This is a genomic window from Pseudomonas sp. P65(2024) (genome assembly GCF_057480955.1).
This window is the reverse complement of record NZ_JBLIYX010000005.1, coordinates 309,470-330,306: the sequence shown is the minus strand read 5'-3', so window position 1 is coordinate 330,306 and position 20,837 is coordinate 309,470. Positions and strand designations below refer to the sequence as shown.

Genomic DNA, 20,837 nt, shown 5'->3' with positions numbered 1-20,837 from the left:
GTTTGCGTAAACGGTCACCCTCCACCCCTGCAAAGGAATGCGCACCCCCATGTCATATACCAAGCTATCCGCCGCATCGCTCCTGCTGGCCAGCGTGGCCATGTTCTCGATCCCGGCCCAGGCCAACCTCTCCCAGCAGCAGTCCGCCGCCATCATCAAGGCCTACGACGGCAGCGACCCGGCCGACTTCAAGCAGTTCCTCGGCAAGCTGGCCGGCAGCGACCTGGCCAAGGCCGACAAGCTGGACGACACCCTCAAGCTGTACCTGGCCGGCAAGCCGTTGAGCGCCGAACAGCAGGACGAGATCAGCCGCTTGCTGGGCCTGTACACCCGCATCAAGTACGGCAAGGCCGCCAAGGAAACCCTGCGCGAGCTGGTGGAGATTCCGACCGTTCGCAAGGACGGTGTACCGCAGCACGAGAATCCTGAGTTCATCAAGATCGCCGACAAGATCAAGGCCCTGGCCGAGGGCTTCGGCCTGACGTTCCGCAACATCGACAACCGCGTCTACGAGATCACCCTCGGTGAAGGCAAGGAAGTGATCGGCATCCACGCCCACGCCGACGTGGTACCGGTCACTCCGGACAACTGGAAGCTCAAGGACGGCACCAAGCTCGACCCGTTCAAGGTCACCCTGGTGGGCGACCGCATGTACGGCCGCGGCACCGAGGACGACAAGAACGGCATCGTCGTCGCGCTGTACGCGCTGAAGGTGGCCAAGGACGAGAAGCTGCCGCTGGCGCGCCAGTTCAAGCTGCTGGTGGACACCACCGAGGAAACCACCGGCGACGCCATCCCTTATTACTTCGAACGCAACGCCACCCCCGACTACAACCTGGCGCTGGACGGCGGCTACCCGGTGGTAATCGCCGAGAAAGGCTACGGCACCGTCATGGCCACCTTCGCCAAGCGTGCCGGTGACGGCAAAGGCGCCGAGGTGATCAACCTCACCGGCGGCCTGGCCACCAACCAGATCCCCGGCAGCTCGGTGGCGACATTGACCGGCGACAAGCCGGCCGACCTGGCCAAGGCGCTGAACAAGGCCGGCGCGGCCTACGTCAAACGCCATGGCGGCGACTTCAGCATCGACGCCAAGGTCGACGACAAGCAGGTGCTGCTCACCGTGACCGGCGTGTCGGCGCACTCCTCCGAGCCCGAGTCCGGGGTCAACCCGGTGGCGCGCATGCTCGACTTCCTCAACGGCCTGGGCAAGGACGTGCCGCTCAAGCACAACCACATCACCGACGCCGCTCGCTACGCCGCCGACAACTGGGGCCTGGACTACCTGGGCAACAAACTCGGCGTCGGTTTCAAGGACGACTTCATGGGCCCGCTGACCACCTCGTTGACCTTCGTCGGCCTGGATGACAAGGCGCTGAAGTTGGCCGTCAACCTGCGCATTCCCAAGGGCAAGTCGCTCGACACCCTCAAGGGCGAGATCGCCGGCAAGCTCGATGCGTGGAAGGCCAAGAGCAAGACCCCGGTGGCGTTCGACTACACCCTCGATGAGCCGATGTACCGCAACCCCGAGGGCGAATGGGTCAAGGCCCTGCTGGCCGTGGCCAGCGAGAACCTGGGCATGAAGCACGAGTACGGCACCTCCGCCGGCGCCACCTCGGTGCACGACCTGCCCAACGGCGTGCAGTTCGGCCTGGCCATGCCGGACGTCAAGTACACCGGGCACAACGACAACGAGTTCAAGACCGTGGAGCAGTTCATGCTCGACCTGCAGGTCGTCAGCGAGATGGTGGCGCGGATCGGGCAGATGCCGAAGCTCTGATGACCCACTCGGGGCCGCGTTGCGGCCCCTTGCCGCGATGACGTTTTTCAATCACCTCGATGCCGTTTCCTGCATTGCCGTGCAGAGCGCCGTGCCGGATGCTTTATTTACTCCGACACGTCGCATTTGCACCCACAGAGGCCCGTATGAAGAACGTCGAACAAATCCTCAAAGCCAAGTCCCAGCACCACACCGTCTACACCATCAACCCTGACGACTCGGTGTTGGATGCCTTGAAGTTGCTGGCGGAGAAGAACGTCGGCGCCCTGCCGGTGATGGAGCATGGCCAGGTAGTGGGAATCGTCAGCGAACGCGACTACGCCCGCAAGCTGGTGCTCAAGGGTCGCTCCTCGGCGGCCACGCCGGTACGCGACATCATGAGTTCTCCAGTGGTCACGGTTGAACCCAAGCAGAATCTCGAGTACTGCATGAACCTGATGACCAACCGCCACCTGCGCCACCTGCCGGTGGTGCATGAGGGCAAGCTGCTCGGGCTGCTGTCTATCGGCGACCTGGTGAAGGAAACCATCGCCGAACAGGCCAACCTGATCCTGCAACTGGAGCAGTACATCCGCGGTGAATGACCCAGCTCAGTGATAGGCGCGCTCCAGCTCGTCCAGCTGATGGTCGAAGCTGCGCAGGCGCGCCGACCAGGTGTACACCAGCACTTCCAGATCCCTGTTGAGCACGGCGGTGTTGCCGCCATCACGGGCCGGCGCGTCGCACAGGTCCAGCTGGTAGCGCTCGCGGGCCATGGCCGTGGCCACGCTGGACAGGTCGCGGGCATTGGCCAGCCAGTGATGGTGGTGGTCGTGCACTTCCCGGTCGAGTTCCCGGCACTGGCGCTTGAGGGCGTCCAGGCTCTGCTCCAGCGGCGTGCCCTTGAGCTCGCCCATCACCTCCTCGAAGGTGCGTCCGGAGTGCCAGTAGCTGCCCCAGAAATAGCGGTCGAACACCGTCTCGACCCGGCGCAGGGCGACCTTGGTGTTCCAGATGGTCAGCAACGTTCGTCCCTGGGCGACTTCGCGTCTGTTCAGGTGCAGCTGCTGCCAGGCGATCCACGCCAGCCCGCACAACGCCACCGCCGCGGTCACGGCGGCGGCGGCATAGAGAAACTGCACGGCCTGGTTCATCGTGTGGGTGTGCCGGATACCGTAGAAGTAGCCGGCGGTCAGGGTGCCCAGGATCGTCACGGTGCACCAGAAACCTGGTGCGTAGGGATCTTTCATTGCGCCATCCCCTCTTGTTTTCCCTGAGCATAGCAACGCCCCGATCACCCATCAGGTGCCGCTCGGCGCTTTATTGGCGGGGACGGCGCAGCGCCTCGTTGAGTTGGTCGAACAGCTCCGCCCAATCGGCATCTTCAAGGATGCTGTCCCTGAGGAACGAGCGCTGGGACTCGTTCCAGAACGGCGCATCCACCAGCTTCACATCCCCCTTGAGCGGCGAATGGCTGGTGATGAACTGGTCGATGCCCAGCGCATCGTCCGGCAGGCCCAGTTGCTTGAACAGTTCGGAAAACTTGTGGATCGGCGCTTCCATAATTCACTCCTATGGCCGGGCCGGTCGTCCACGACGCCAGCCCGGCGTGGGTTGCGAGCATCAGCTCAGTTCGCGCACTTCGGCGTGCGGCACCAGTTTCAAGTATTGCTCCATGCTCATGTGGATAAGGTGATCGTGGTCACCTGCCTCGAGGTAGACATCACCTTGGCGGGTAAGGGTCCGGTCGAGCAGCATGGGAATGTGGTAGGCATCGCCCAGGGCCGGGATGGCGCCGCGTTCGCAATCGCCGAACAGGCTCGGCAGGTTGCTTTCGCGGGTCAGCTGCCAGGCGCCGGTCATGCGCACTTCGGTCATGTCCAGATGCCGGTTGGCCGGCAGTACGGCCATGATGTAGTTGCCATGGCGGTCATCGAGCATCACCGACTTGGCGACCCGCTCGGCGGGTACGCCGGCCGTGCGCGCCGACTCCAGGCTGGTGGCCGAATGGGGATGGGGAATGATGTCGTAGTCGCAGTTGGCCTGGTCCAGGCGCTGCTGAAGGGTCTTGGCCATACGCATGATGCACCTCCGGTTTTGCCCCCACCCTCAAGTTTAGGCCGTGGCCCGGCAGCCACGACTAAACTTCAAGGACAGGTCCGCATGAGGTGACGACAGGTGATCGCCCGGCGCTGGCGCGTGCTGCTGTTGCTGCTGATCCTGGGCTTCGCCCCGGGCGGCCAGGCCGCGCCCGGTGCCAACGTATGGCTGCTGAGCGTCGACGACGCCATCGGTCCGGCCAGCGCCGACTACCTCCTGCGCGGGCTGGACCAGGCGCAGGCCCAGGGCGCGCAACTGGTGGTCATCCGCCTCGACACTCCCGGCGGGCTCGACAGCGCCATGCGCCAGATCATCAAGGCCATTCTCGCAAGCACGCTGCCGGTGGCCACCTACGTCGCCCCGGGCGGCGCCAGGGCGGCCAGCGCCGGCACGTACATCCTCTATGCCAGCCACGTGGCGGCCATGGCCCCGGGAACCAACCTGGGCGCGGCGACGCCGGTACAGATCGGCGCACCCGGCAAGGACGAAAAGCCCGCCGCGAACAGCGAGCAGGACACCCTCGCCCGTAAACAGGTCAACGACGCCGCGGCCTACATCCGTGGCCTGGCGCAACTGCGCGGGCGCAACGCCGACTGGGCGGAGAAGGCCGTGCGCGAGGCGGTCAGCCTGTCGGCCAACGAAGCCCAACGGCTGAAGGTGATCGACCTGGTCGCCGCTGACCTGCCCGACCTGCTGCGCCAGCTCGATGGCCGGACGCTGACCGTCGCCGGCCAGCCAGCATCACTGCAGACCGCCGGCGCCAATGTAGTGGAGCACCTGCCGGACTGGCGCACTCGCCTGCTGGCGGTGATCACCAACCCCAGCGTGGCGCTGATCCTGATCATGATCGGCGTGTACGGCCTGCTGTTCGAATTCATGAACCCAGGCTCCGGAGTCGGCGGCGTGGTCGGCGGCATCTGCCTGCTGCTGGCGCTGTACGCCCTGCAACTGCTGCCGGTGAGCCACGCCGGGGTGGCGTTGATCCTGCTCGGTGTGGCGTTCATGGTCGCCGAGGCGTTCCTGCCCAGTTTCGGGGTGATCGGCTTCGGCGGCATCGTCGCCTTCGTGGTCGGCGCGGTGATCCTGATGGACACCGACGCCCCTGGCTTTGGCATTCCGCTGACGCTGATCGTCAGCCTGGCAGTGTTGTCGGCGCTGTTGCTCGGCGGCGTGCTGGGCATGGCGCTGAAGGCGCGCCGACGCGCCCTGGTCAGCGGCGATGCCGGGCTGGTGGGCAGCCTGGTGACGGTGACCCAGGTACGCGCGGACAACCCGTTCTGCGGCTCGGTACAGGCCCAGGGCGAACAGTGGCAGGCGCAGTGCGCGACACCGCTGCAGCCGGGCCAGCACGTGCGGGTGACCGCCCGTCATGGCGTGACGCTGGAAGTCAGCGCCACTGCGCCCACGGCGCAAGGAGAGTAGACGATGTTCATGCAATTCGGATTCAGCGCCGTGCTGGTGCTGCTGGGCATACTGCTGCTCTCGGCCCTGCGCATCCTGCGCGAGTACGAGCGCGGCGTGGTGTTCCAGCTCGGGCGCTTCTGGCAGGTCAAGGGCCCGGGGCTGATCATCCTGATTCCCGGCATCCAGCAGATGGTCCGGGTCGACCTGCGCACCGTGGTGCTCGACGTGCCCTCCCAGGACGTGATCACCCGCGACAACGTCTCGGTCAAGGTCAATGCCGTGCTGTACTTTCGCGTGCTCGACCCGCAGAAGGCGATCATCCAGGTCGAGAACTTCCTCACCGCCACCAGCCAGCTGGCCCAGACCACCCTGCGCGCCGTGCTCGGCAAGCACGAGCTGGACGAACTGCTGGCCGAGCGCGAGCAGTTGAATTCGGATATCCGCGAGGTGCTGGACGCGCAGACCGACGCCTGGGGCATCAAGGTGGCCAACGTCGAGATCAAGCATGTCGACCTCAACGAGTCGATGGTCCGCGCCATCGCCCGCCAGGCCGAGGCCGAGCGCGAACGACGGGCCAAGGTGATCCATGCCGAAGGCGAGCTGCAGGCCTCGGAGAAGCTGATGCAGGCCGCGCAGATGCTGGGCAAGGAGCCGGGGGCGATGCAGCTGCGCTACATGCAGACGCTGGGGTCGATCGCCGGGGACAAGAGCTCGACCATCGTGTTTCCGCTGCCGGTGGATCTGCTCAAGGGGCTGGTGGACAAGCAGCGCTGATGGGGCCTCTGGGAGGCCCCATCACGCGTCAAAGCGGCGCGCGACGCAAGGTAGCGAGGAACGTCGCCGCACCGATGAACAGCCCGGCAAAGGTACGGTTCAGGCGCTTCTGCTGCTTCGGCGTGCGCAGCAGGCGCAGCACCCGCGAAGCCAGCCCGGTATATCCAGCCATCACCAGCATGTCGACACTGATCATGGTCACGGTGATCGCCACATACTGCGGCAACAGCGCCTCGTGCGGGTTGATGAACTGCGGCAGCACCGCCAGCATGAACACCAGCGCCTTGGGGTTGCTGACGTTGACCAGGAAGCCGCGGAACACCAGGCTCAGCGGCTTGCCGATCGGTCGTACGCCGGACTCGTCGCTCATGTCCATCGGCAGGGCTTGCCATTGCTTGTAGGCGAGGTAGACGAGGTAGGCGACGCCGAACCACTTGATGACCTGGAAGGCGGTGGCCGACGCGGCGAGGATGGCGCCAACACCGGCGGCGATGATGGCGATCTGCACGATCAGGCCCAATTGCAGGCCCAGGGCGTTCCAGTAACCACGCCAGAAGCCGTACTGCAGCCCACTGGACATCGAGGCGATTGCCCCGGCGCCCGGCGACAGGCTGATCACCCAGCACGCGGCAAAGAAGGCCAACCACGTTTCCATCGACATCGCACACCTCGCTCTAACAGCTTTTGCAAACCGCTAAGCTAAGGTGTTGGCGAAAAAATAACCAGACAATTCTGCGGCTTCAGTCGGTTTCCATCGCCTCAGGCTTGGCCGCCACGGCGGCTTCAGTGCCACGCCAACGCCGCACGGCCTTCTGGAAGAACTGGCTGTTCGGCACCTGCACCAGCGCTCCACCGGCTTCCGGCGTTTCCATCAGCGTGGTGTACAGCAGGTTGATGGCGATCACCCGGCCTTTCACCCCCGGCTTGTCGAGGGTATCGACCAGCTCGACCACATCGCCAATGCGAAACGGTCCGACGGTGAAGATCAGCACCGCGCACAGCAGGTTGGACAGCACGCTCCAGATGGCGAAGAACGCCACCGCCGCCACCGCGACGAAGCCCGACAATGCCGTCCACAGCACCGTGGCGGACACCCCCATGCGCTCGAGCACGAACAGCAGCGCGCTGCCCATGATCAGCCAGCGCAGGGCGCCGCGCACCGGCACCATCAGCTCGTGCGGCAACGGGTAGCGCTCGCCCAGGCTGCGCAGGCCGCGCGCGACCATGCGCTGCAGGACGAAGGCGGCGATCAGGATCAGCAGGATCTGCAGCCCCAGCCAGAACGAGTCCATCCACTGCCCCGGCAGCAGCGAACGCAGCGCCTCCATCAGGACAGCGCCTCGAGCTCGGCCTGCATGCTTTCCAGCGTTTCCAGGGCTTCCATCCAGGCTTCCTCAAGCTCGCCTTCGCGTTGCTTGAGCTTGGTCTGACGGGCCAGCAAGTCGCGCAGCTCATCCTTGCGCGTGGCCTCGTACAGACCGCTGTCGCCCAACGTCGTCTCGATCTCGGCCAGTTGCTGGTGCACCTGGTTGAGTTCGGCCTCCAGCTTGTCGGCCGCCTTCTTGTGCGGTGCCAACTGCTGACGCAGGGCCGCAGCGGCCTGGCGCTGGGCCTTCTTGTCGGTCTTGTCCGGGTTCGCGGGCGCGCTGCTCACCGGCGCGTTGCGTTGGCGGTACTCGACCAGCCAGCGGCTGTAGTCGTCCAGGTCGCCGTCGAAGGTGTCGACCTTGCCGTCGGCCACCAGCAGGAAGTCGTTGGTGGTGCTCTTGAGCAGGTGACGGTCGTGGGACACCACCACCACGGCACCGGCGAACTCCTGCAGGGCCATGGTCAACGCCAGGCGCATCTCAAGGTCGAGGTGGTTGGTCGGTTCGTCGAGCAGCAGCAGGTTCGGCCGCTCCCAGGCGATCAACGCCAGGGCCAGGCGGGCCTTCTCGCCACCGGAGAAATTCACCACCGGCTCGTCGACACGGTTGCCGTGGAAATCGAAGCCGCCGAGAAAGTCGCGCAGGGTCTGCTCGCGCTCGCCCGGGGCGATGCGCTGTAGGTGCAGCAGCGGACTGGCCTTGTCGTCCAGCGAGTCGAGCTGGTGCTGGGCGAAATAGCCGACGGCGAGGTTCTCGCCGCGCACCAGGCGCCCGGACAGCGGCTGAAGCTCGCCGGCGAGGTTCTTGATCAGGGTCGACTTGCCCGCGCCGTTGGGGCCGAGCAGGCCGATCCGCGCACCCGGCGCCAGTTGCAGCTTGACCTTCTCGAGGATGGCCTTGTCGCCATAGCCCAGGCGGCCTTCGGACAGGTCGAGCAACGGGCTGGAAATCTTCTCCGACTCGCGGAAGACAAAGTCGAACGGCGAATCGACATGGGCCGCCGACAGCTCCTCCATGCGCTCCAGGGCCTTGATCCGGCTCTGTGCCTGGCGGGCCTTGGTGGCCTGGGCCTTGAAGCGGGCGATGTACTTTTCCATGTGCGCGCGCTGCGCCTGCTGCTTCTCGTAGGCCTGCTGCTGCTGCGCCAGGCGTTCGGCGCGGGTGCGCTCGAAGGCGCTGTAGCCGCCCTTGTAGAGATTGAGCTTGCGCTGCTCGACATGCAGCACATGGTCGACCACTGCATCGAGGAAATCACGGTCGTGGGAGATCAGCAGCAGCGTGCCCGGGTAGCCCTTGAGCCACTCTTCCAGCCAGAGGATGGCATCGAGGTCCAGGTGGTTGGTGGGCTCGTCGAGCAGCAGCAGGTCGGACGGGCACATCAGTGCCTGGGCCAGGTTCAGGCGCATTCGCCAGCCACCGGAGAAGTCGCCGACGCGGCGGTCCATCTGCTCGTTGGTAAAGCCCAGGCCGGCCAGCAGCTTGCGCGCGCGGGCATCGGCGGTGTAGCCGTCGGCGCTGTCCAGCTCACTGTGCAGGCGCGCCAGGGCGGTGCCGTCGTGTGCCTGCTCGGCGGCGGCCAGCTCCGCCTGCACCTTGCGCAGGCGGGCGTCGCCGTCGAGCACATAGTCCACGGCGATGCGGTCAAGGGTGTCGACCTCCTGGCGCATGTGGGCGATGCGCCAGTCGCCGGGCAGCAGGCAATCGCCGGCATCGGGCGAAAGCTCACCGCGCAGCAGGGCGAACAGGCTGGATTTACCGGCGCCGTTGGCGCCGATCAGGCCGGCCTTGTGACCGGTGTGCAGGGTCATCTCGGCGCCTTCTAGCAGGCGCTGGGGACCACGCTGTAAAGTGAGGTTCGATAGTCTGATCATGATGGTCGCGGAGTCTACCAGCTTCGTCGATCACTGGCGCGAGTGAAACCATGCACACCGACCTGTGGAATCACGCCCTGGCCTTGTATGCCCGGCCAGGCGTCGAAGCCGCCAGCCTGACCCTCCAGGAACTGGGCGGCGATGTCTGCCTGCTGCTCTGCGGCACCTGGCTGCAGACCCGCGGCGTGGCCGCCGATGAACAAAGGATTACCGCCTTGAAGGCCCTTGCCGGCCCCTGGCAACGCGACGTGGTGACGCCGCTACGCATGCTACGCCGGCAATGGCGCGAGCAGGCGCTGGCCGACCCGCGACTGAGCGTGATGCGTGAGCAGGTGAAGGCGCTGGAGTTACAGGCTGAACGCACCTTGTTGGAGCGCCTGGAGGCGTTGGCGCACGAGTGGCCTGCGCAAGCGGGCGCCGCGCAGGACTGGCTGACCCGGCTGGCGCCGGACCAGGCCCGGGACCACGACGCGCTGCATCAACTGCGCGCCGCGGCCCGTGAGCTTCAGGACGCCGAAGTCGACGACTGAGCCGGTGTGGCGGTTGCCGCAGGCGTGGCCGCGCTGTTCGCAGGCGCCGGGGTGGTGCTGGCGGTCGGCGTGGCTGGCTGGTTTTCGGCTGGTTTGCTGGCTACAGGCTTGGCCGGAGCCTTGGCAGCGGCCGGTTTGGCTGCTGTCTTGGCTGCAGGTTTGGCGGCGGGCTTGGCCGCTGCTGGCTTGGCCGGGGCCTTGGCGGCAGCAGACTTGGCCGCTGATTTGGCTGCTGGTTTCGCTGCAGCGGTCTTTGCCGGTGCCTTGGCAGCAGCTGGTTTAGCCGCTGGCTTGGCAGCAGGTTTCGCGGCGGCGGTCTTCGCCGGGGCCTTGGCGGTAGCAGGCTTGGCCGCTGGCTTGGCGGCAGGTTTCGCGGCTGCAGTCTTCGCCGGGGCCTTGGCGGCAGCCGGTTTGGCCGCTGGCTTGGCGGCAGGTTTTGCGGCTGCAGTCTTCGCCGGGGCCTTGGCAGCAGCCGGTTTGGCCGCTGGCTTGGCGGCAGGTTTTGCGGCTGCAGTCCTCGCCGGTGCCTTGGCGGCAGCCGGTTTGGCCGCTGGCTTGGCGGCAGGTTTAGCGGCAGCAGTCCTCGCCGGTGCCTTGGCGGCAGCAGGCTTGGCCGCTGGTTTGGCTGCAGCTTTCGCGGCGGCTTTCGGTGCCGCAGTACGCGAGTCCAAGGCCTTGGCGGCGGCCTCACGCACCTTGCCGACACCCTGGGCCAGCTTCAGGCTTTCCTGGGCATCGCGCTTGAGTTGCTGGATATAAGTACGGGTTTGCGCTTGGCGATCCTTGAGCGAATCGAGCAAGTCCTCAAGTTCTCCGGCGACTTTTTGCGCCTTGCCCTGAGCCTTGGCTTTACCGGCCTTGGCGGCGTCCTGCAACTTCAAACGAGCGTTGTGCAGTTTCTCTTGGGCCTTGCCACGTTGTTTTTCCAACTTGGCCAACAGTTTCTCGGCATCCGCCAGCGCTTGGGAGCAGGCATCTTCCAAATGTTCGAGCAAGCTACCGGAAAGTTGCTGGAGCAGGTGCAACGGCGTACTGACTGCTTTCTTCTTGGCCGACATGGTTTACCTCCTGGCTGACGAGAGTGCGGCTCATACTATGCTTCTGCTGCTACCGCCGCTAGGGCATGTTGACAGTCTCAGTAGCGCCGCGTTGCATGCCTGGGCAAAGTTGTTGTCTTGCAGCTGGAAACAAGTGTAGTTGCCCATTAGTGCACTGCCGATATTTACACATCTTCGCCCAATAACGCTGGCATACTTTGCGCTCTTTGCCGCAGGAACCGTTCATGCCTCGTTATCTGACTCTGGGCCTGTGCCTGGTGATGCCACTCGCCCTGGCCAACGCCGAAACCGCCCCCGCCAACGACAGCGACCTGGCCTACAGCCTCGGTGCCAGCCTGGGCGAGCGCCTGCGCCAGGAAGTCCCCGGCCTGCAGCTCGACGCCCTGGTCGAAGGCCTGCGCCAGGCCTATCAGGGCCAGCCGCCCCGCATTGCCAAGTCACGCATGCAGGCCATCCTCGAACAGCACGAGACGCAAGCCAACGCCGCCGCCGAACAGGCCCAGGTGGACAAGCTGGTGGAAGCGGAAAAACGCTTCATCGCCGGCGAACGGGCCAAGGCCGGGGTACGCGAACTGCCTGAGGGCATCCTCTACAGCGAGCTGGCCAGCGGCAGCGGCGCACAACCCAAGGCCAGCGGTCGCGTGCAGGTGCGCTATGTAGGGAAATTGCCGGATGGCACGGTGTTCGACCAGAACCTGCAACCGCAATGGTTCAAGCTGGACTCGGTGATCGAGGGCTGGCAGGTGGCGCTGCCACGCATGAAGGCGGGGGCGAAATGGCGCCTGGTGATCCCGTCGGCGCAAGCCTACGGCGCCGACGGTGCGGGTGACCTGATCGCACCCTATACCCCACTGGTGTTCGAGATCGAACTGCTGGACGTGGCCGACTGAATCAGGCCTGCACCGCGTCCTCTTGCTTGTGGGCGTTGTGCAGCACTTCGATCAGGCAGTCTTCCAGCTCGAAACGCTCGTGCAACAGGCTTCCGAGCTTGCCCAGCTTTTCCGCGAAGCGTTCGGTGTCGGTGCATTCGCCCTTGGCGCAGTGGTCGTTGAAGGCCAGGGCGATCTGGGTGATGTCGTTGATCCGCGGGTTGATTTCCTCGGCCAGCTCCAGCGCACGCTCGTCGCCAAAAGCCTTGGCCTCGCTGATGAGCTGTTCGCACACCTCGAAGTGCCACGCCGAGACGTAGTCGACGAGGACCTCGCAGAATCCGCCGTTGTGGTGCTTGTCGGCAAAGGCCGGCTTGGCATCGCGCAACGCGCGGAAGGCCTGCACCAGTTCCTGGCGCTCCTCCAGCCAACGATCGATCAGCTTGTGAACACCGCCCCAGCGTTCCTGGGCGTTCTGGCAACTATCGAGCATGGCGATCTCTTCCCTTCTGGGTAGATGCCGCTGCACCTCGCGACACAACACCGTGGCACAAAGGTGACGTCAGCAAACGGCATCGAGCAGTTGTATTTTCGGTAAGCGTGCTGCGAGATTATTCCCGCGCGACCTGCCCTTCAAGGTACGCAGCAGACAAAGTTCATACAAGCGTTTAATCCCGTTGCCGGCCACCGCTGGTCGCGCAATGCCCGGTGCATTGCCGTGGATCAACCCGCCGCGTCCTGGCGCAATCGATACAGCACCAGCCACGACAACGGCACCGCCGCCAGCAACAGGAAGGCCAGCAGGCTCCATTCCGGCAGGGTCAGATCGAGGAAGCTCCAGTTGACCGACACGCAGTCCGGGCTGCCCAGCAGGAACGCCTGCAGAATCTCGCTCCACGGGCGTTCGACCAGGTGCGCCAGGGGCAGGTGGCAACCGCTGACCGGCAGCGGCTCGGCCTGCAGCCAGACATGCCGCCCCGCCAGCAAGGCGCCAGCCGACGCGAACAGCAGCGCCAGCCGGGCATGCCAGCGGCGGGCGCCGGTGTGTAGCGTGGCGACCAGGCAGGTCAGCGCAAAACAGCCCAGCATCAGGCGCTGGCTGAAACACAACGCGCAGGGATCCAGGCCAACCACGTTCTCGAGACGGAACGACGCAACCAGCACCACTACGGCGGCCAGGAAGGCGGGAAGGAACGAGCTGCGCAAGCAGGCCAGCGACATGGGTAGATGTGATCCGAAAATGAAGGAAGTGGTTTGAAACGGTAGAGGAAAGGAGCGCTTTGTATCAAGGCGCTACAGTGCAGACAAGTCGCTGAATGGCTAGAGAATCATTTTTGTGGAGCGTGGGAATATTCCGACGCGAAGGAAGGAAGATTCAACGCCCTCCCCGCAGAGGGCGCGTCTTGAGTCATCGCTCATCAGAAAATGCAACACGCCGCTGGCAAAACATCGCACCTGCACCGGCAGGCATGCCCGCGATGCGCAACAGTACGTCACGTGGCCACTGAGCCCTCAGGCCCGAACACCCTCCGGCAGCGGCAACGCCAGCAGGCGCTCATCCAGCAGCCCCAGGCCCTCCTGGAACAGCTGATTGCTGCGCTCGGTCTCACCAAGCCCGGCCAGCAAGCGTGCCAGCTCGGCGCAGGTTTCCGGATTGCGCTCCATGCGCAGACTGCTCTCCAGATAATCACGCGCCTTGCCCCACAAGCGGTTCTGCAGGCTCAGCCGGCCGAGGGTGAGCAGCAGGCTCGGGTCCTGCGGATGCTCCTTCAGCCAGCCTTCGGCCGTCTGCAACTGGCGCGCCGGATCGTCGCCGCGCACCAGCCCGTACAGGCGTGCCAGGTGGCTTTCGTAGCCGCGCTTGAGCGCGCCGCGAAGCACCTGCTCGGCCTCGCCCTGGGCACCGACCTGACGCAGCTGTTCGGCATAGGCAGACACCAGTTGCGGCTCTTGACGCTGAGCATTGGTCAGCTGTTGCCAGGCGCGCTCGAGCGCCTGGCGCGCCGTCTGCGGATCCTCGCCACGGGTCGCCGCCAGGCCCAGGTTCTGGCCCCAGGCGCGCTGCTCCAGGTCGGCAAGCTCCGCCGCGGGCAGCACCTTGTGCTTGCGCAAGTCCGGCAGCAGGCGGATCAACGCCGGCCAGTCACCGCGCTCCAAGTGCAGGCGCTGCAGCAGGCGCAACACCTGGGCATTGTGCGGGTGACGCTCCTGCATCGCCTGCAGGGCCTCCAGCGCACCCTCGCTCTCGCCCCGGTCCATCTGCAACTGGGCATGGGTCAGGGCAACGGCGAGCTCCGCCTGGGGCTGGCGCTCCAGGGCACGTTCGAGCAGGTTGTCACGCTCCTCCACCCGTCCCAGTTCGTTGGCGGCGCGAGCGGCACCGAGGTAGTAGAGCAGTGGCTGGCGGTCGGACTCGGCGGCACGCTGCAAGTGGCGCTGGGCACTCGCCCAGCGCCCCTCGGCCAGGTCCAGCTGGCCTTGTTCGACGGCGATGCGGGTACGGCGGCTGCGGTTGCGCCGCGACCACGGGTTGACCACCCCGGACGAGGTCAGCACCAGGCCGACCAGGTAACGCAGCAGCAACAGCAGCACGATGATGCCAACCAGCGCGCCGAGCGCCGCCCACAGCCCGGACTGATAGCGGAAGCCGCCGTAGGCGATCAGCACGTAGCCGCTATGCTTGGCAATCGCGATGCCCAGCGCCGCGGCAACGACGATCGCCAGCACCGCCAGCAGGTACACTCGCTTCATGGCTTGGCCCCCTCGGCGGCGGCCGGTAGGTGGCGACGCTGGATGTAGGCCTGCACCGCGGCCAGGCTCTCGCTCAGGTCAGGCGTGACCACCGACACCGGCTGTTCGGCCAGCTGGTTGAAGCTGTCGAGCATCGCCTTGCTTTGCGGGTTGTCCGGGTTGAAGTTGGCCAGCAACACGCTGCGCGCGTCGTCCAGGGCCTGGGCATAGACCTTGGCCTCGCCGTTGAGCGCCGCCCATTGCGCCTGATCGATGGTCAGGCTCAGGGCCAGGCGCAGCTGGTTGAGCGACTGCCCGGACAGCAGCGGGCGGACGTTGTCGTCGGCATTGAACTCGATCTGGAAGTACTTGGAGATCTCCGCCCACCACTGCGACCAGCGGCTGGCGCCGTCGCCATCGGCGGTCAGCGCGCCCATGGCGTCGGCTTTGCTGTCGAACTCCGGCGACTGGGCGCTGAGCTGCTGCACCAGCTCACGCTGCGCGGCGAGCTTGAGGAACAGCCCAGTGCGATCCGGCTGCTCGGTGCTGGACAGCGTCGCCAGGCTGCGGGCCAGTTGCTCGCGGGCGGCGAAGGCGCCCGGGTCGCTCTGCTCGCGGAGGATCTCATCGGCACCTTCGACCAGCGCCTTGGCGCTGGTGATGTCCTGCAGCGCCGACAGGCGCAGGGTGGCGAGGCGCAACAGGTGCTCAGCCTCGGCCAGGCGCCACTCCTTGCGGCTTTCGCCGAGCACGGTTTCCAGGCGCTGGCTCAGGCGCTGCTGGTCGCCCTGCAATTGCGCCACAAGGCGCCGGCGGTCTTCCAGCTCACTGGCTGCCGGCAAGCTGGCCAGCTGCGCGCTGAGCTGCTGCTCGCGCTGCTGCAGCGCGTCGGCGCGTTGATTGAGGGCTTGCAGGTGTTCGCCCTGGCCTTGCTCGCTGCCTTGCAGCTGACGGACCTGCCAGACGCTCCAGCCGCCGACCGCGACGCCGGCGGCGCCCAGCAGCAGGGCCAGCAGCGCCAGGCCGTTGCCGGAGCGTCGGGCGGGCTTGGCGGTGGCGGATTGCGGCGCCTCGGGCGCCGCGGGCTGTTCAGTGTTGGACAAGACAGTTTCGCTCACGTATCCATCCTTTGCATGGTGGCGCATAGCTCTCTAGCTTAGCGCCTTAAGGGGCAGGCACAGCGGTTCGCTGCACGGCTGCCAGCAAGGCCGCGGCGCTGGCGCCACGGCAATCCACAATGTCTTTCGCCCCGAGCGCTCGGGCCTGCTCGGCCACCCGGGGGCTGGGCACGAACAGCGGCAAGCGGGAAAACCGCGGCCAATCCGCACCCGCCAGTCGCTGCAAGTGTTCCAGACCCTGCCCACTGCTGACCACCAAGCCATTGAGGCGTTCCCCATCGATGCGCTGGGCGAGGGTCGTGGCAGGGTAGTGCGGCAGGCAGCGGCGATACAATTCCAGATAATCGACACTAGCACCTTGCTCGGCAAGACGCTCGGCCAGCAGTTCACGACCTCCGACGCCGCGCACGATAAGGACGCGGGGTGCCGACACGGCGATAGCCTCGCGCAGGGCGGGCAATGCGAGCAAGGCTTCGCTGTTGTCGCCGACAGCCGGGAAGGCCACCTGCAACCGGCGCTCCTGAAGGATCCGCGCGGTTGCCTCGCCCACCGTGAACCAGCCGGCGAACGGCGGCGTCACTCCCGCTTGGGCGAGTTGCTCCAGCAGCAGGCGGGCCGCCGGTTTGCTGACCACGATGATGGCGTGGGCCTCGGCGATCGCCCGCAGGCGCTGCAACTGCTCAGGGGCCGGCGCGATCGCCTCGATCACCAGCAACGGCAGGCTGGCGCTGGCGATGCCCGCGTCGGCCAGGGTCTGCGCCAGCGCCGCACAGTCCTCTTCAGGGCGGGTCAGCAGCAGGCGCCAGGGGCTCACGGGTGGCCGGCCTCGCCGTAGACTTCCTTGAGGATCGCCTCGGCCCCCTGCCCGAGCAGGTCTTCAGCGACCTGCACACCCAGGCGCTCGGCATCGGCACGCGGCGCCCGGGCCTCGGCCACCAGCAAGGTGCCGCCGGAGGGCTGGCCAACCAGGCCGCGCAGCCACAGCTGCTCGCCTTCGAGCACCGCGTAGCAGGCGATCGGCACCTGGCAGCCGCCATTGAGGCGCTTGTTCAGGGCGCGCTCGGCCACCACCCGATCGGCGGTGTCGGCATGGTGCAACGGCGCCAGCAAGGCATGGATCTGGGCGTCGGCGCTGCGGCATTCGATGCCCACCGCGCCCTGGCCGCCCGCCGGCAGGCTGTCATCGACGCTGATGGAGGCAGTGATGCGGTCCTCGAAGCCGAGGCGAATCAGGCCGGCGGCGGCGAGGATGATGGCGTCGTACTCGCCGGCATCGAGCTTGGCCAGGCGGGTGTTGACGTTGCCGCGCAGGAAACGGATCTCGAGGTCGGGCCGGCGCGCCAGCAACTGGGCCTGGCGGCGCAGGCTGGAAGTGCCAACGATGCTGCCGGCCGGCAAGGCCTCGAGGCTGGCGAAGGTGTTGGAAACGAAGGCGTCGCGCGGGTCTTCACGCTCGCAGATGCAGTACAGGCCCAGGCCCTCGGGGAAGTCCATGGGGACGTCCTTCATCGAGTGCACGGCGATGTCGGCCTCGTTGTCGAGCAGGGCGGTTTCCAGCTCCTTGACGAACAGGCCCTTGCCGCCGATCTTCGCCAGCGGCGCGTCGAGCAGCTTGTCGCCGCGGCTGACCATCGGCACCAGGGTCACCAGAAGACCAGGATGCGCCTGCTCCAGGCGGGCTTTGACGTATTCGGCCTGCCACAGGGCCAAGGCACTTTTACGGGTGGCAATGCGGATTTCGCGAGTGGACATGAAGCGCACCGATCCAGAGAAATGCGGTCGATGATAACAGCTCCTCTGGGTGTGCCCGCAGATTCAGATCAGCAAAGCGCCACGCGGGAGCGGGCATGACCCGCGATTGCGATGGCGGGCAACACCTCATCGCGGGGCAAGCCCGCTCCCACGCTACGAACAGGTACTCAGTGCAAGGACTGCATCATCTTGCGCACCCCCGCCACATGGCGGCGGCTGACGGTCAAGGCGTCGCCGTCCAGGCCCTTGAGATAGAGCTGAAAATGCCCCAACGGCGTGCGCTGCAGGCGCTCAATGCGCTCACGGGCAACCAGCGCGTTGCGGTGGATGCGCACGAAACGCTCGCCAAACTCGTCCTCCAGGGCCTTGAGCGGCTCGTCAAGCAGCACTTCGCCCGCCTCATGGCGCAGGGTGACGTACTTGTGGTCGGCGATGAAGTAGATGACCTGGGGAATGGGGATCAACTCGATGCCTTTGCGGGTACGGGCACTGATATGGCTGCGCGGGCCACCACCGGCATCGCTGGCGGGGCGGGTCAGCGCGGCCAGTTGGGCCCGGTTGGGTTTTTCTGCCCGGCGCAGGGCGTCGCGCAGGGCCTGCGGCTGGATGGGCTTGTCGACATGGCTCAGGGTGCTGTCCCTGAAAGCTTCGCTGCCGTACTCATCGTCGCCGGTGCAGAACACCACCGCCGGCGGCGACTCGCGTTCGCACAGCCGGGCGGCGACCTGCAGGCCATCGAGGCCCGGCATGCCGATATCCAGCAGCACCACATCGGGCTTGAGGCTTTCGATCAGGGTCAGGGCCTCCTCGCCGTTGGTGGCGCTGGGCTCCATCACGGTGTACCCCTCCAGCTCGCCAAGCAGCCGGCTCAGGCGCTCGCGGGCCAGGGGTTCATCATCAACGATCAGGACATTCATAATTGCGCTGGATTCCTGAGTGAGTCTCGCACGGGTATAGCGTAGACAAGTGTGGGGCGACCGAAACGCGGTCACGCTACAGACCGGTGCGAAGGCCAAAGATTCACTGGTCTGGCAGATTCACCGCCAGTCCTTTGTCCAACTGTAGACGCTCCGTGGAACACTGCCGTTCAATCGTTGAATATGCCGCACCCCCTTGTAACGGGACGATTCTCGCGACCAGCGCCCTGCGGCGGCGGGCGCAACCCTGCTATGATCGGCGCACTTTTTCCGTTCACGCCTTCAACGAGTGAATCCATGAGCACCGACAAGACCAATCAGTCCTGGGGCGGCCGCTTCAGTGAGCCCGTCGACGCCTTCGTCGCCCGCTTCACCGCCTCGGTCGATTTCGACAAGCGCCTGTACCGCCACGACATCATGGGTTCGATCGCCCACGCCACCATGCTGGCGCAGGTCGGCGTCCTCACCGATGCCGAGCGCGACACCATCATCGATGGCCTGAAGACCATCCAGGGCGAAATCGAGGCCGGCTCCTTCGACTGGCGCGTCGACCTCGAAGACGTGCACATGAACATCGAAGCGCGCCTGACCGACCGCATCGGTATCACCGGCAAGAAGCTGCACACCGGCCGCAGCCGCAACGACCAGGTGGCCACCGACATCCGCCTGTGGCTGCGCGACGAGATCGACCTGATCCTGGCCGAGATCACCCGCCTGCAGCAGGGCTTGCTGGAGCAGGCCGAGCGCGAGGCCGAGACCATCATGCCCGGCTTCACCCACCTGCAGACCGCGCAGCCGGTGACCTTCGGCCACCACCTGCTGGCCTGGTTCGAGATGCTCAGCCGTGACTACGAGCGCCTGGTGGACTGCCGCAAGCGCGCCAACCGCATGCCCCTGGGCAGCGCCGCCCTGGCCGGCACCACCTACCCGATCGACCGCGAACTGACCTGCAAGCTGCTGGGCTTCGAGGCCGTGGGCGGCAACTCGCTGGACAGCGTCTCGGACCGCGACTTCGCCATCGAATTCTGCTCGGCGGCGAGCATCGCGATGATGCACCTGTCGCGCTTCTCCGAAGAGCTGGTGCTGTGGACTAGCGCCCAGTTCCAGTTCGTCGACCTGCCTGATCGTTTCTGCACCGGCAGCTCGATCATGCCGCAGAAGAAGAACCCAGACGTGCCGGAGCTGGTGCGCGGCAAGAGCGGCCGCGTGTTCGGCGCCCTGACCGGCCTGCTGACCCTGATGAAAGGCCAGCCGCTGGCCTACAACAAGGACAACCAGGAAGATAAAGAGCCGCTGTTCGACGCCGCCGACACCCTGCGCGACTCACTGCGTGCCTTTGCCGACATGATCCCGGCGATCAAGCCCAAGCACGCGATCATGCGCGAAGCGGCCCTGCGCGGCTTCTCCACCGCCACGGACCTGGCCGACTACCTGGTGCGCCGCGGCCTGCCGTTCCGTGATTGCCACGAGATCGTCGGCCATGCGGTGAAGTACGGTGTCGATACCGGCAAGGACCTGGCCGAGATGAGCCTGGACGAACTGCGCCAGTTCAGCGACCAGATCGAGCAGGACGTGTTTGCAGTGCTGACCCTGGAAGGTTCGGTCAACGCCCGCAACCACATCGGCGGCACCGCGCCGGCCCAGGTGCGCGCGGCCGTCGCGCGCGGCAAGGCCTTGCTGGCTTCTCGCTAAGCAGTCAGGGGCCGCTTTGCGGCCCTTTCGCCGGCAAGCCGGCTCCCACTCCGATCACACAGCCCTCAGCGCTTCGCTGTATCCGTGGGAGCCGGCTTGCCAGCAAAAGGCCCCGACGCCAGTCAGCGCTTGCTCTTGATCATTTCCAGGAACGCCGGCATCGCCGCGTCCTTGTCCGCCACGATCCGCGCCATGTGTGGGTGCTCGCCCAGCAACTGCAACAGCGCCTTCGCTTGCGGGAAATCCGCCAGGAAGTCGATACTGAGCACCTTCTTGCCCACCGCGCAGGCCAGGTCTACCGAGAAGCAGAACATCAGGTCGGCGATGGTCAGTTGCTCACCGGCCACGTATGGCTGGAACCGCCCGTTGCGCTTGAGGGTGGCGAAGCCCGCCAGCAGGTCCGCCCGCGCCCGCTCCTTGATCAGCGGCTCCACCGCCGTGCCGAAGAACGCCTCGGCGTAGCAGGTACGCGCCGGCAGCTCGATATACAGCTCGATTTCCCGCAGCAGCTCGCGCACCTTGGCCTGCCCGAAGGCATCGGCCGGCAGCAGCGCCTTGCCCGGCTGGGTCTGTTCGATGTAGTCGAGGATGACCCCGGTTTCGCTGATGAAACCGTGCTCGGTCTCCAGCACCGGCACCTTGCCGCGAGGGCTGACGGCCAGGGCTTGAGGCAACTGACCACCGAAGAACGGTACCTCCTCGAAGGGCACGCCCTTCTCCAGCAAGGCCAGCTTGACCATGTTGTAGTAGTTGCTGACTGCGAATCCATGAAGCTTGAGCATTGAGACAGCCTCCAAGGCCGTATGGGGTTGGCCCGGCTGTTATAGCCCCCTGCCCGGCCCTTGACCAGTGGCATGCTCGGCGTTGATGGCCGGGCATTGCCAACCCAGACATGG

Annotated in this window: 22 protein-coding genes; 7 read left to right on the top strand and 15 right to left on the bottom strand. The window is 66.0% G+C overall.

Annotation, left to right across the window (positions count from 1 at the left end; genetic code table 11):
- Positions 1–49 precede the first annotated feature (49 nt).
- Both AC25MA_RS10600 and AC25MA_RS10595 read left to right on the top strand, forming a co-directional pair.
- Positions 50–1,780: a dipeptidase gene (locus tag AC25MA_RS10600; protein WP_486972004.1), complete on the top strand. Its 1,731-nt coding sequence runs from the start codon at positions 50–52 to the stop codon at positions 1,778–1,780.
- 146 nt (positions 1,781–1,926) lie between these two features.
- Positions 1,927–2,364, top strand: coding sequence for a CBS domain-containing protein (locus AC25MA_RS10595; protein WP_028688590.1), 438 nt, complete (start codon positions 1,927–1,929; stop codon positions 2,362–2,364).
- A 6-nt stretch (positions 2,365–2,370) separates the two neighbouring features.
- On the opposite strand, the gene AC25MA_RS10590 is transcribed toward AC25MA_RS10595, so the two are convergent.
- The 3 genes from AC25MA_RS10590 to AC25MA_RS10580 all read right to left on the bottom strand — a co-directional run bounded on the left by AC25MA_RS10590 (position 2,371) and on the right by AC25MA_RS10580 (position 3,841).
- Positions 2,371–3,009, bottom strand: a complete 639-nt coding sequence (locus AC25MA_RS10590; RefSeq protein WP_028688591.1) for a hypothetical protein — start codon at positions 3,007–3,009, stop codon at positions 2,371–2,373.
- Positions 3,010–3,079: 70 nt separating this feature from the next.
- Positions 3,080–3,322: a DUF2789 domain-containing protein gene (locus AC25MA_RS10585; RefSeq protein ID WP_028688592.1), complete on the bottom strand. Its 243-nt coding sequence runs from the start codon at positions 3,320–3,322 to the stop codon at positions 3,080–3,082.
- A gap of 60 nt (positions 3,323–3,382) precedes the next feature.
- A complete protein-coding gene (locus AC25MA_RS10580; protein ID WP_088852180.1) occupies positions 3,383–3,841 on the bottom strand; it encodes an aminoacyl-tRNA deacylase in 459 nt (152 codons plus the stop codon).
- A 96-nt stretch (positions 3,842–3,937) separates the two neighbouring features.
- Between AC25MA_RS10580 and AC25MA_RS10575 the strand changes: the two genes are divergently transcribed.
- Together AC25MA_RS10575 and AC25MA_RS10570 are read left to right on the top strand one after the other, a co-directional pair.
- The gene (locus AC25MA_RS10575; RefSeq protein ID WP_486972003.1) at positions 3,938–5,281 is read left to right on the top strand and encodes an NfeD family protein; all 1,344 of its coding nucleotides are present in this window, start codon (positions 3,938–3,940) and stop codon (positions 5,279–5,281) included.
- Between the two features lie 3 nt (positions 5,282–5,284).
- A complete protein-coding gene (locus AC25MA_RS10570; RefSeq protein WP_028688595.1) occupies positions 5,285–6,037 on the top strand; it encodes a slipin family protein in 753 nt (250 codons plus the stop codon).
- A 28-nt stretch (positions 6,038–6,065) separates the two neighbouring features.
- On the opposite strand, the gene AC25MA_RS10565 is transcribed toward AC25MA_RS10570, so the two are convergent.
- The 3 genes from AC25MA_RS10565 to AC25MA_RS10555 all read right to left on the bottom strand — a co-directional run bounded on the left by AC25MA_RS10565 (position 6,066) and on the right by AC25MA_RS10555 (position 9,275).
- Complete coding sequence (locus AC25MA_RS10565) at positions 6,066–6,698, bottom strand: LysE family transporter (protein ID WP_028688596.1); 633 nt, start codon at positions 6,696–6,698, stop codon at positions 6,066–6,068.
- A gap of 79 nt (positions 6,699–6,777) precedes the next feature.
- The gene (locus tag AC25MA_RS10560) at positions 6,778–7,365 is read right to left on the bottom strand and encodes a mechanosensitive ion channel family protein (RefSeq protein WP_062359913.1); all 588 of its coding nucleotides are present in this window, start codon (positions 7,363–7,365) and stop codon (positions 6,778–6,780) included.
- The gene (locus AC25MA_RS10555) at positions 7,365–9,275 is read right to left on the bottom strand and encodes an ATP-binding cassette domain-containing protein (protein WP_028688598.1); all 1,911 of its coding nucleotides are present in this window, start codon (positions 9,273–9,275) and stop codon (positions 7,365–7,367) included. Before AC25MA_RS10555 ends, AC25MA_RS10560 begins: the two co-directional genes overlap by 1 nt.
- Before the next feature lie 50 nt (positions 9,276–9,325).
- On the opposite strand from AC25MA_RS10555, the gene AC25MA_RS10550 reads away from it, so the two are divergent.
- A complete protein-coding gene (locus AC25MA_RS10550) occupies positions 9,326–9,805 on the top strand; it encodes a TIGR02444 family protein (protein WP_486972002.1) in 480 nt (159 codons plus the stop codon).
- Here the strand turns inward: AC25MA_RS10550 and AC25MA_RS10545 are convergent.
- The gene (locus tag AC25MA_RS10545) at positions 9,781–10,863 is read right to left on the bottom strand and encodes an AlgP family protein (RefSeq protein WP_088852178.1); all 1,083 of its coding nucleotides are present in this window, start codon (positions 10,861–10,863) and stop codon (positions 9,781–9,783) included. The two genes, AC25MA_RS10550 and AC25MA_RS10545, sit on opposite strands and share 25 nt — an antisense overlap.
- 224 nt (positions 10,864–11,087) lie before the next feature.
- Here AC25MA_RS10545 and AC25MA_RS10540 point away from each other — a divergent pair, with 224 nt between their 5' ends.
- Positions 11,088–11,753, top strand: coding sequence for an FKBP-type peptidyl-prolyl cis-trans isomerase (locus AC25MA_RS10540; RefSeq protein WP_028688601.1), 666 nt, complete (start codon positions 11,088–11,090; stop codon positions 11,751–11,753).
- Between the two features lies 1 nt (position 11,754).
- On the opposite strand, the gene AC25MA_RS10535 is transcribed toward AC25MA_RS10540, so the two are convergent.
- The 7 genes from AC25MA_RS10535 to AC25MA_RS10505 form a co-directional block, all read right to left on the bottom strand.
- Entirely contained in the window at positions 11,755–12,225 is a 471-nt protein-coding gene (locus AC25MA_RS10535; protein ID WP_028688602.1) for an Rsd/AlgQ family anti-sigma factor, read from the bottom strand.
- Between the two features lie 230 nt (positions 12,226–12,455).
- On the bottom strand, positions 12,456–12,953 hold the full coding sequence (locus AC25MA_RS10530; protein WP_028688603.1) for a disulfide bond formation protein B: 498 nt from the start codon (positions 12,951–12,953) through the stop codon (positions 12,456–12,458).
- A gap of 291 nt (positions 12,954–13,244) precedes the next feature.
- Positions 13,245–14,483: a heme biosynthesis protein HemY gene (locus AC25MA_RS10525; RefSeq protein ID WP_028688604.1), complete on the bottom strand. Its 1,239-nt coding sequence runs from the start codon at positions 14,481–14,483 to the stop codon at positions 13,245–13,247.
- Entirely contained in the window at positions 14,480–15,580 is a 1,101-nt protein-coding gene (locus tag AC25MA_RS10520; protein ID WP_486972001.1) for a uroporphyrinogen-III C-methyltransferase, read from the bottom strand. Before AC25MA_RS10520 ends, AC25MA_RS10525 begins: the two co-directional genes overlap by 4 nt.
- A gap of 46 nt (positions 15,581–15,626) precedes the next feature.
- Entirely contained in the window at positions 15,627–16,394 is a 768-nt protein-coding gene (locus AC25MA_RS10515; RefSeq protein ID WP_486972000.1) for a uroporphyrinogen-III synthase, read from the bottom strand.
- Positions 16,391–17,332, bottom strand: a complete 942-nt coding sequence (gene hemC, locus AC25MA_RS10510; RefSeq protein WP_028688607.1) for a hydroxymethylbilane synthase — start codon at positions 17,330–17,332, stop codon at positions 16,391–16,393. Before hemC ends, AC25MA_RS10515 begins: the two co-directional genes overlap by 4 nt.
- A gap of 167 nt (positions 17,333–17,499) precedes the next feature.
- Positions 17,500–18,249, bottom strand: a complete 750-nt coding sequence (locus AC25MA_RS10505) for a LytR/AlgR family response regulator transcription factor (protein WP_028688608.1) — start codon at positions 18,247–18,249, stop codon at positions 17,500–17,502.
- A 297-nt stretch (positions 18,250–18,546) separates the two neighbouring features.
- On the opposite strand from AC25MA_RS10505, the gene argH reads away from it, so the two are divergent.
- Positions 18,547–19,941, top strand: a complete 1,395-nt coding sequence (argH, locus tag AC25MA_RS10500; RefSeq protein WP_028688609.1) for an argininosuccinate lyase — start codon at positions 18,547–18,549, stop codon at positions 19,939–19,941.
- A gap of 122 nt (positions 19,942–20,063) precedes the next feature.
- Here the strand turns inward: argH and AC25MA_RS10495 are convergent, their stop codons facing one another.
- On the bottom strand, positions 20,064–20,723 hold the full coding sequence (locus AC25MA_RS10495) for a glutathione S-transferase (protein WP_062359924.1): 660 nt from the start codon (positions 20,721–20,723) through the stop codon (positions 20,064–20,066).
- Positions 20,724–20,837: the final 114 nt, after the last annotated feature.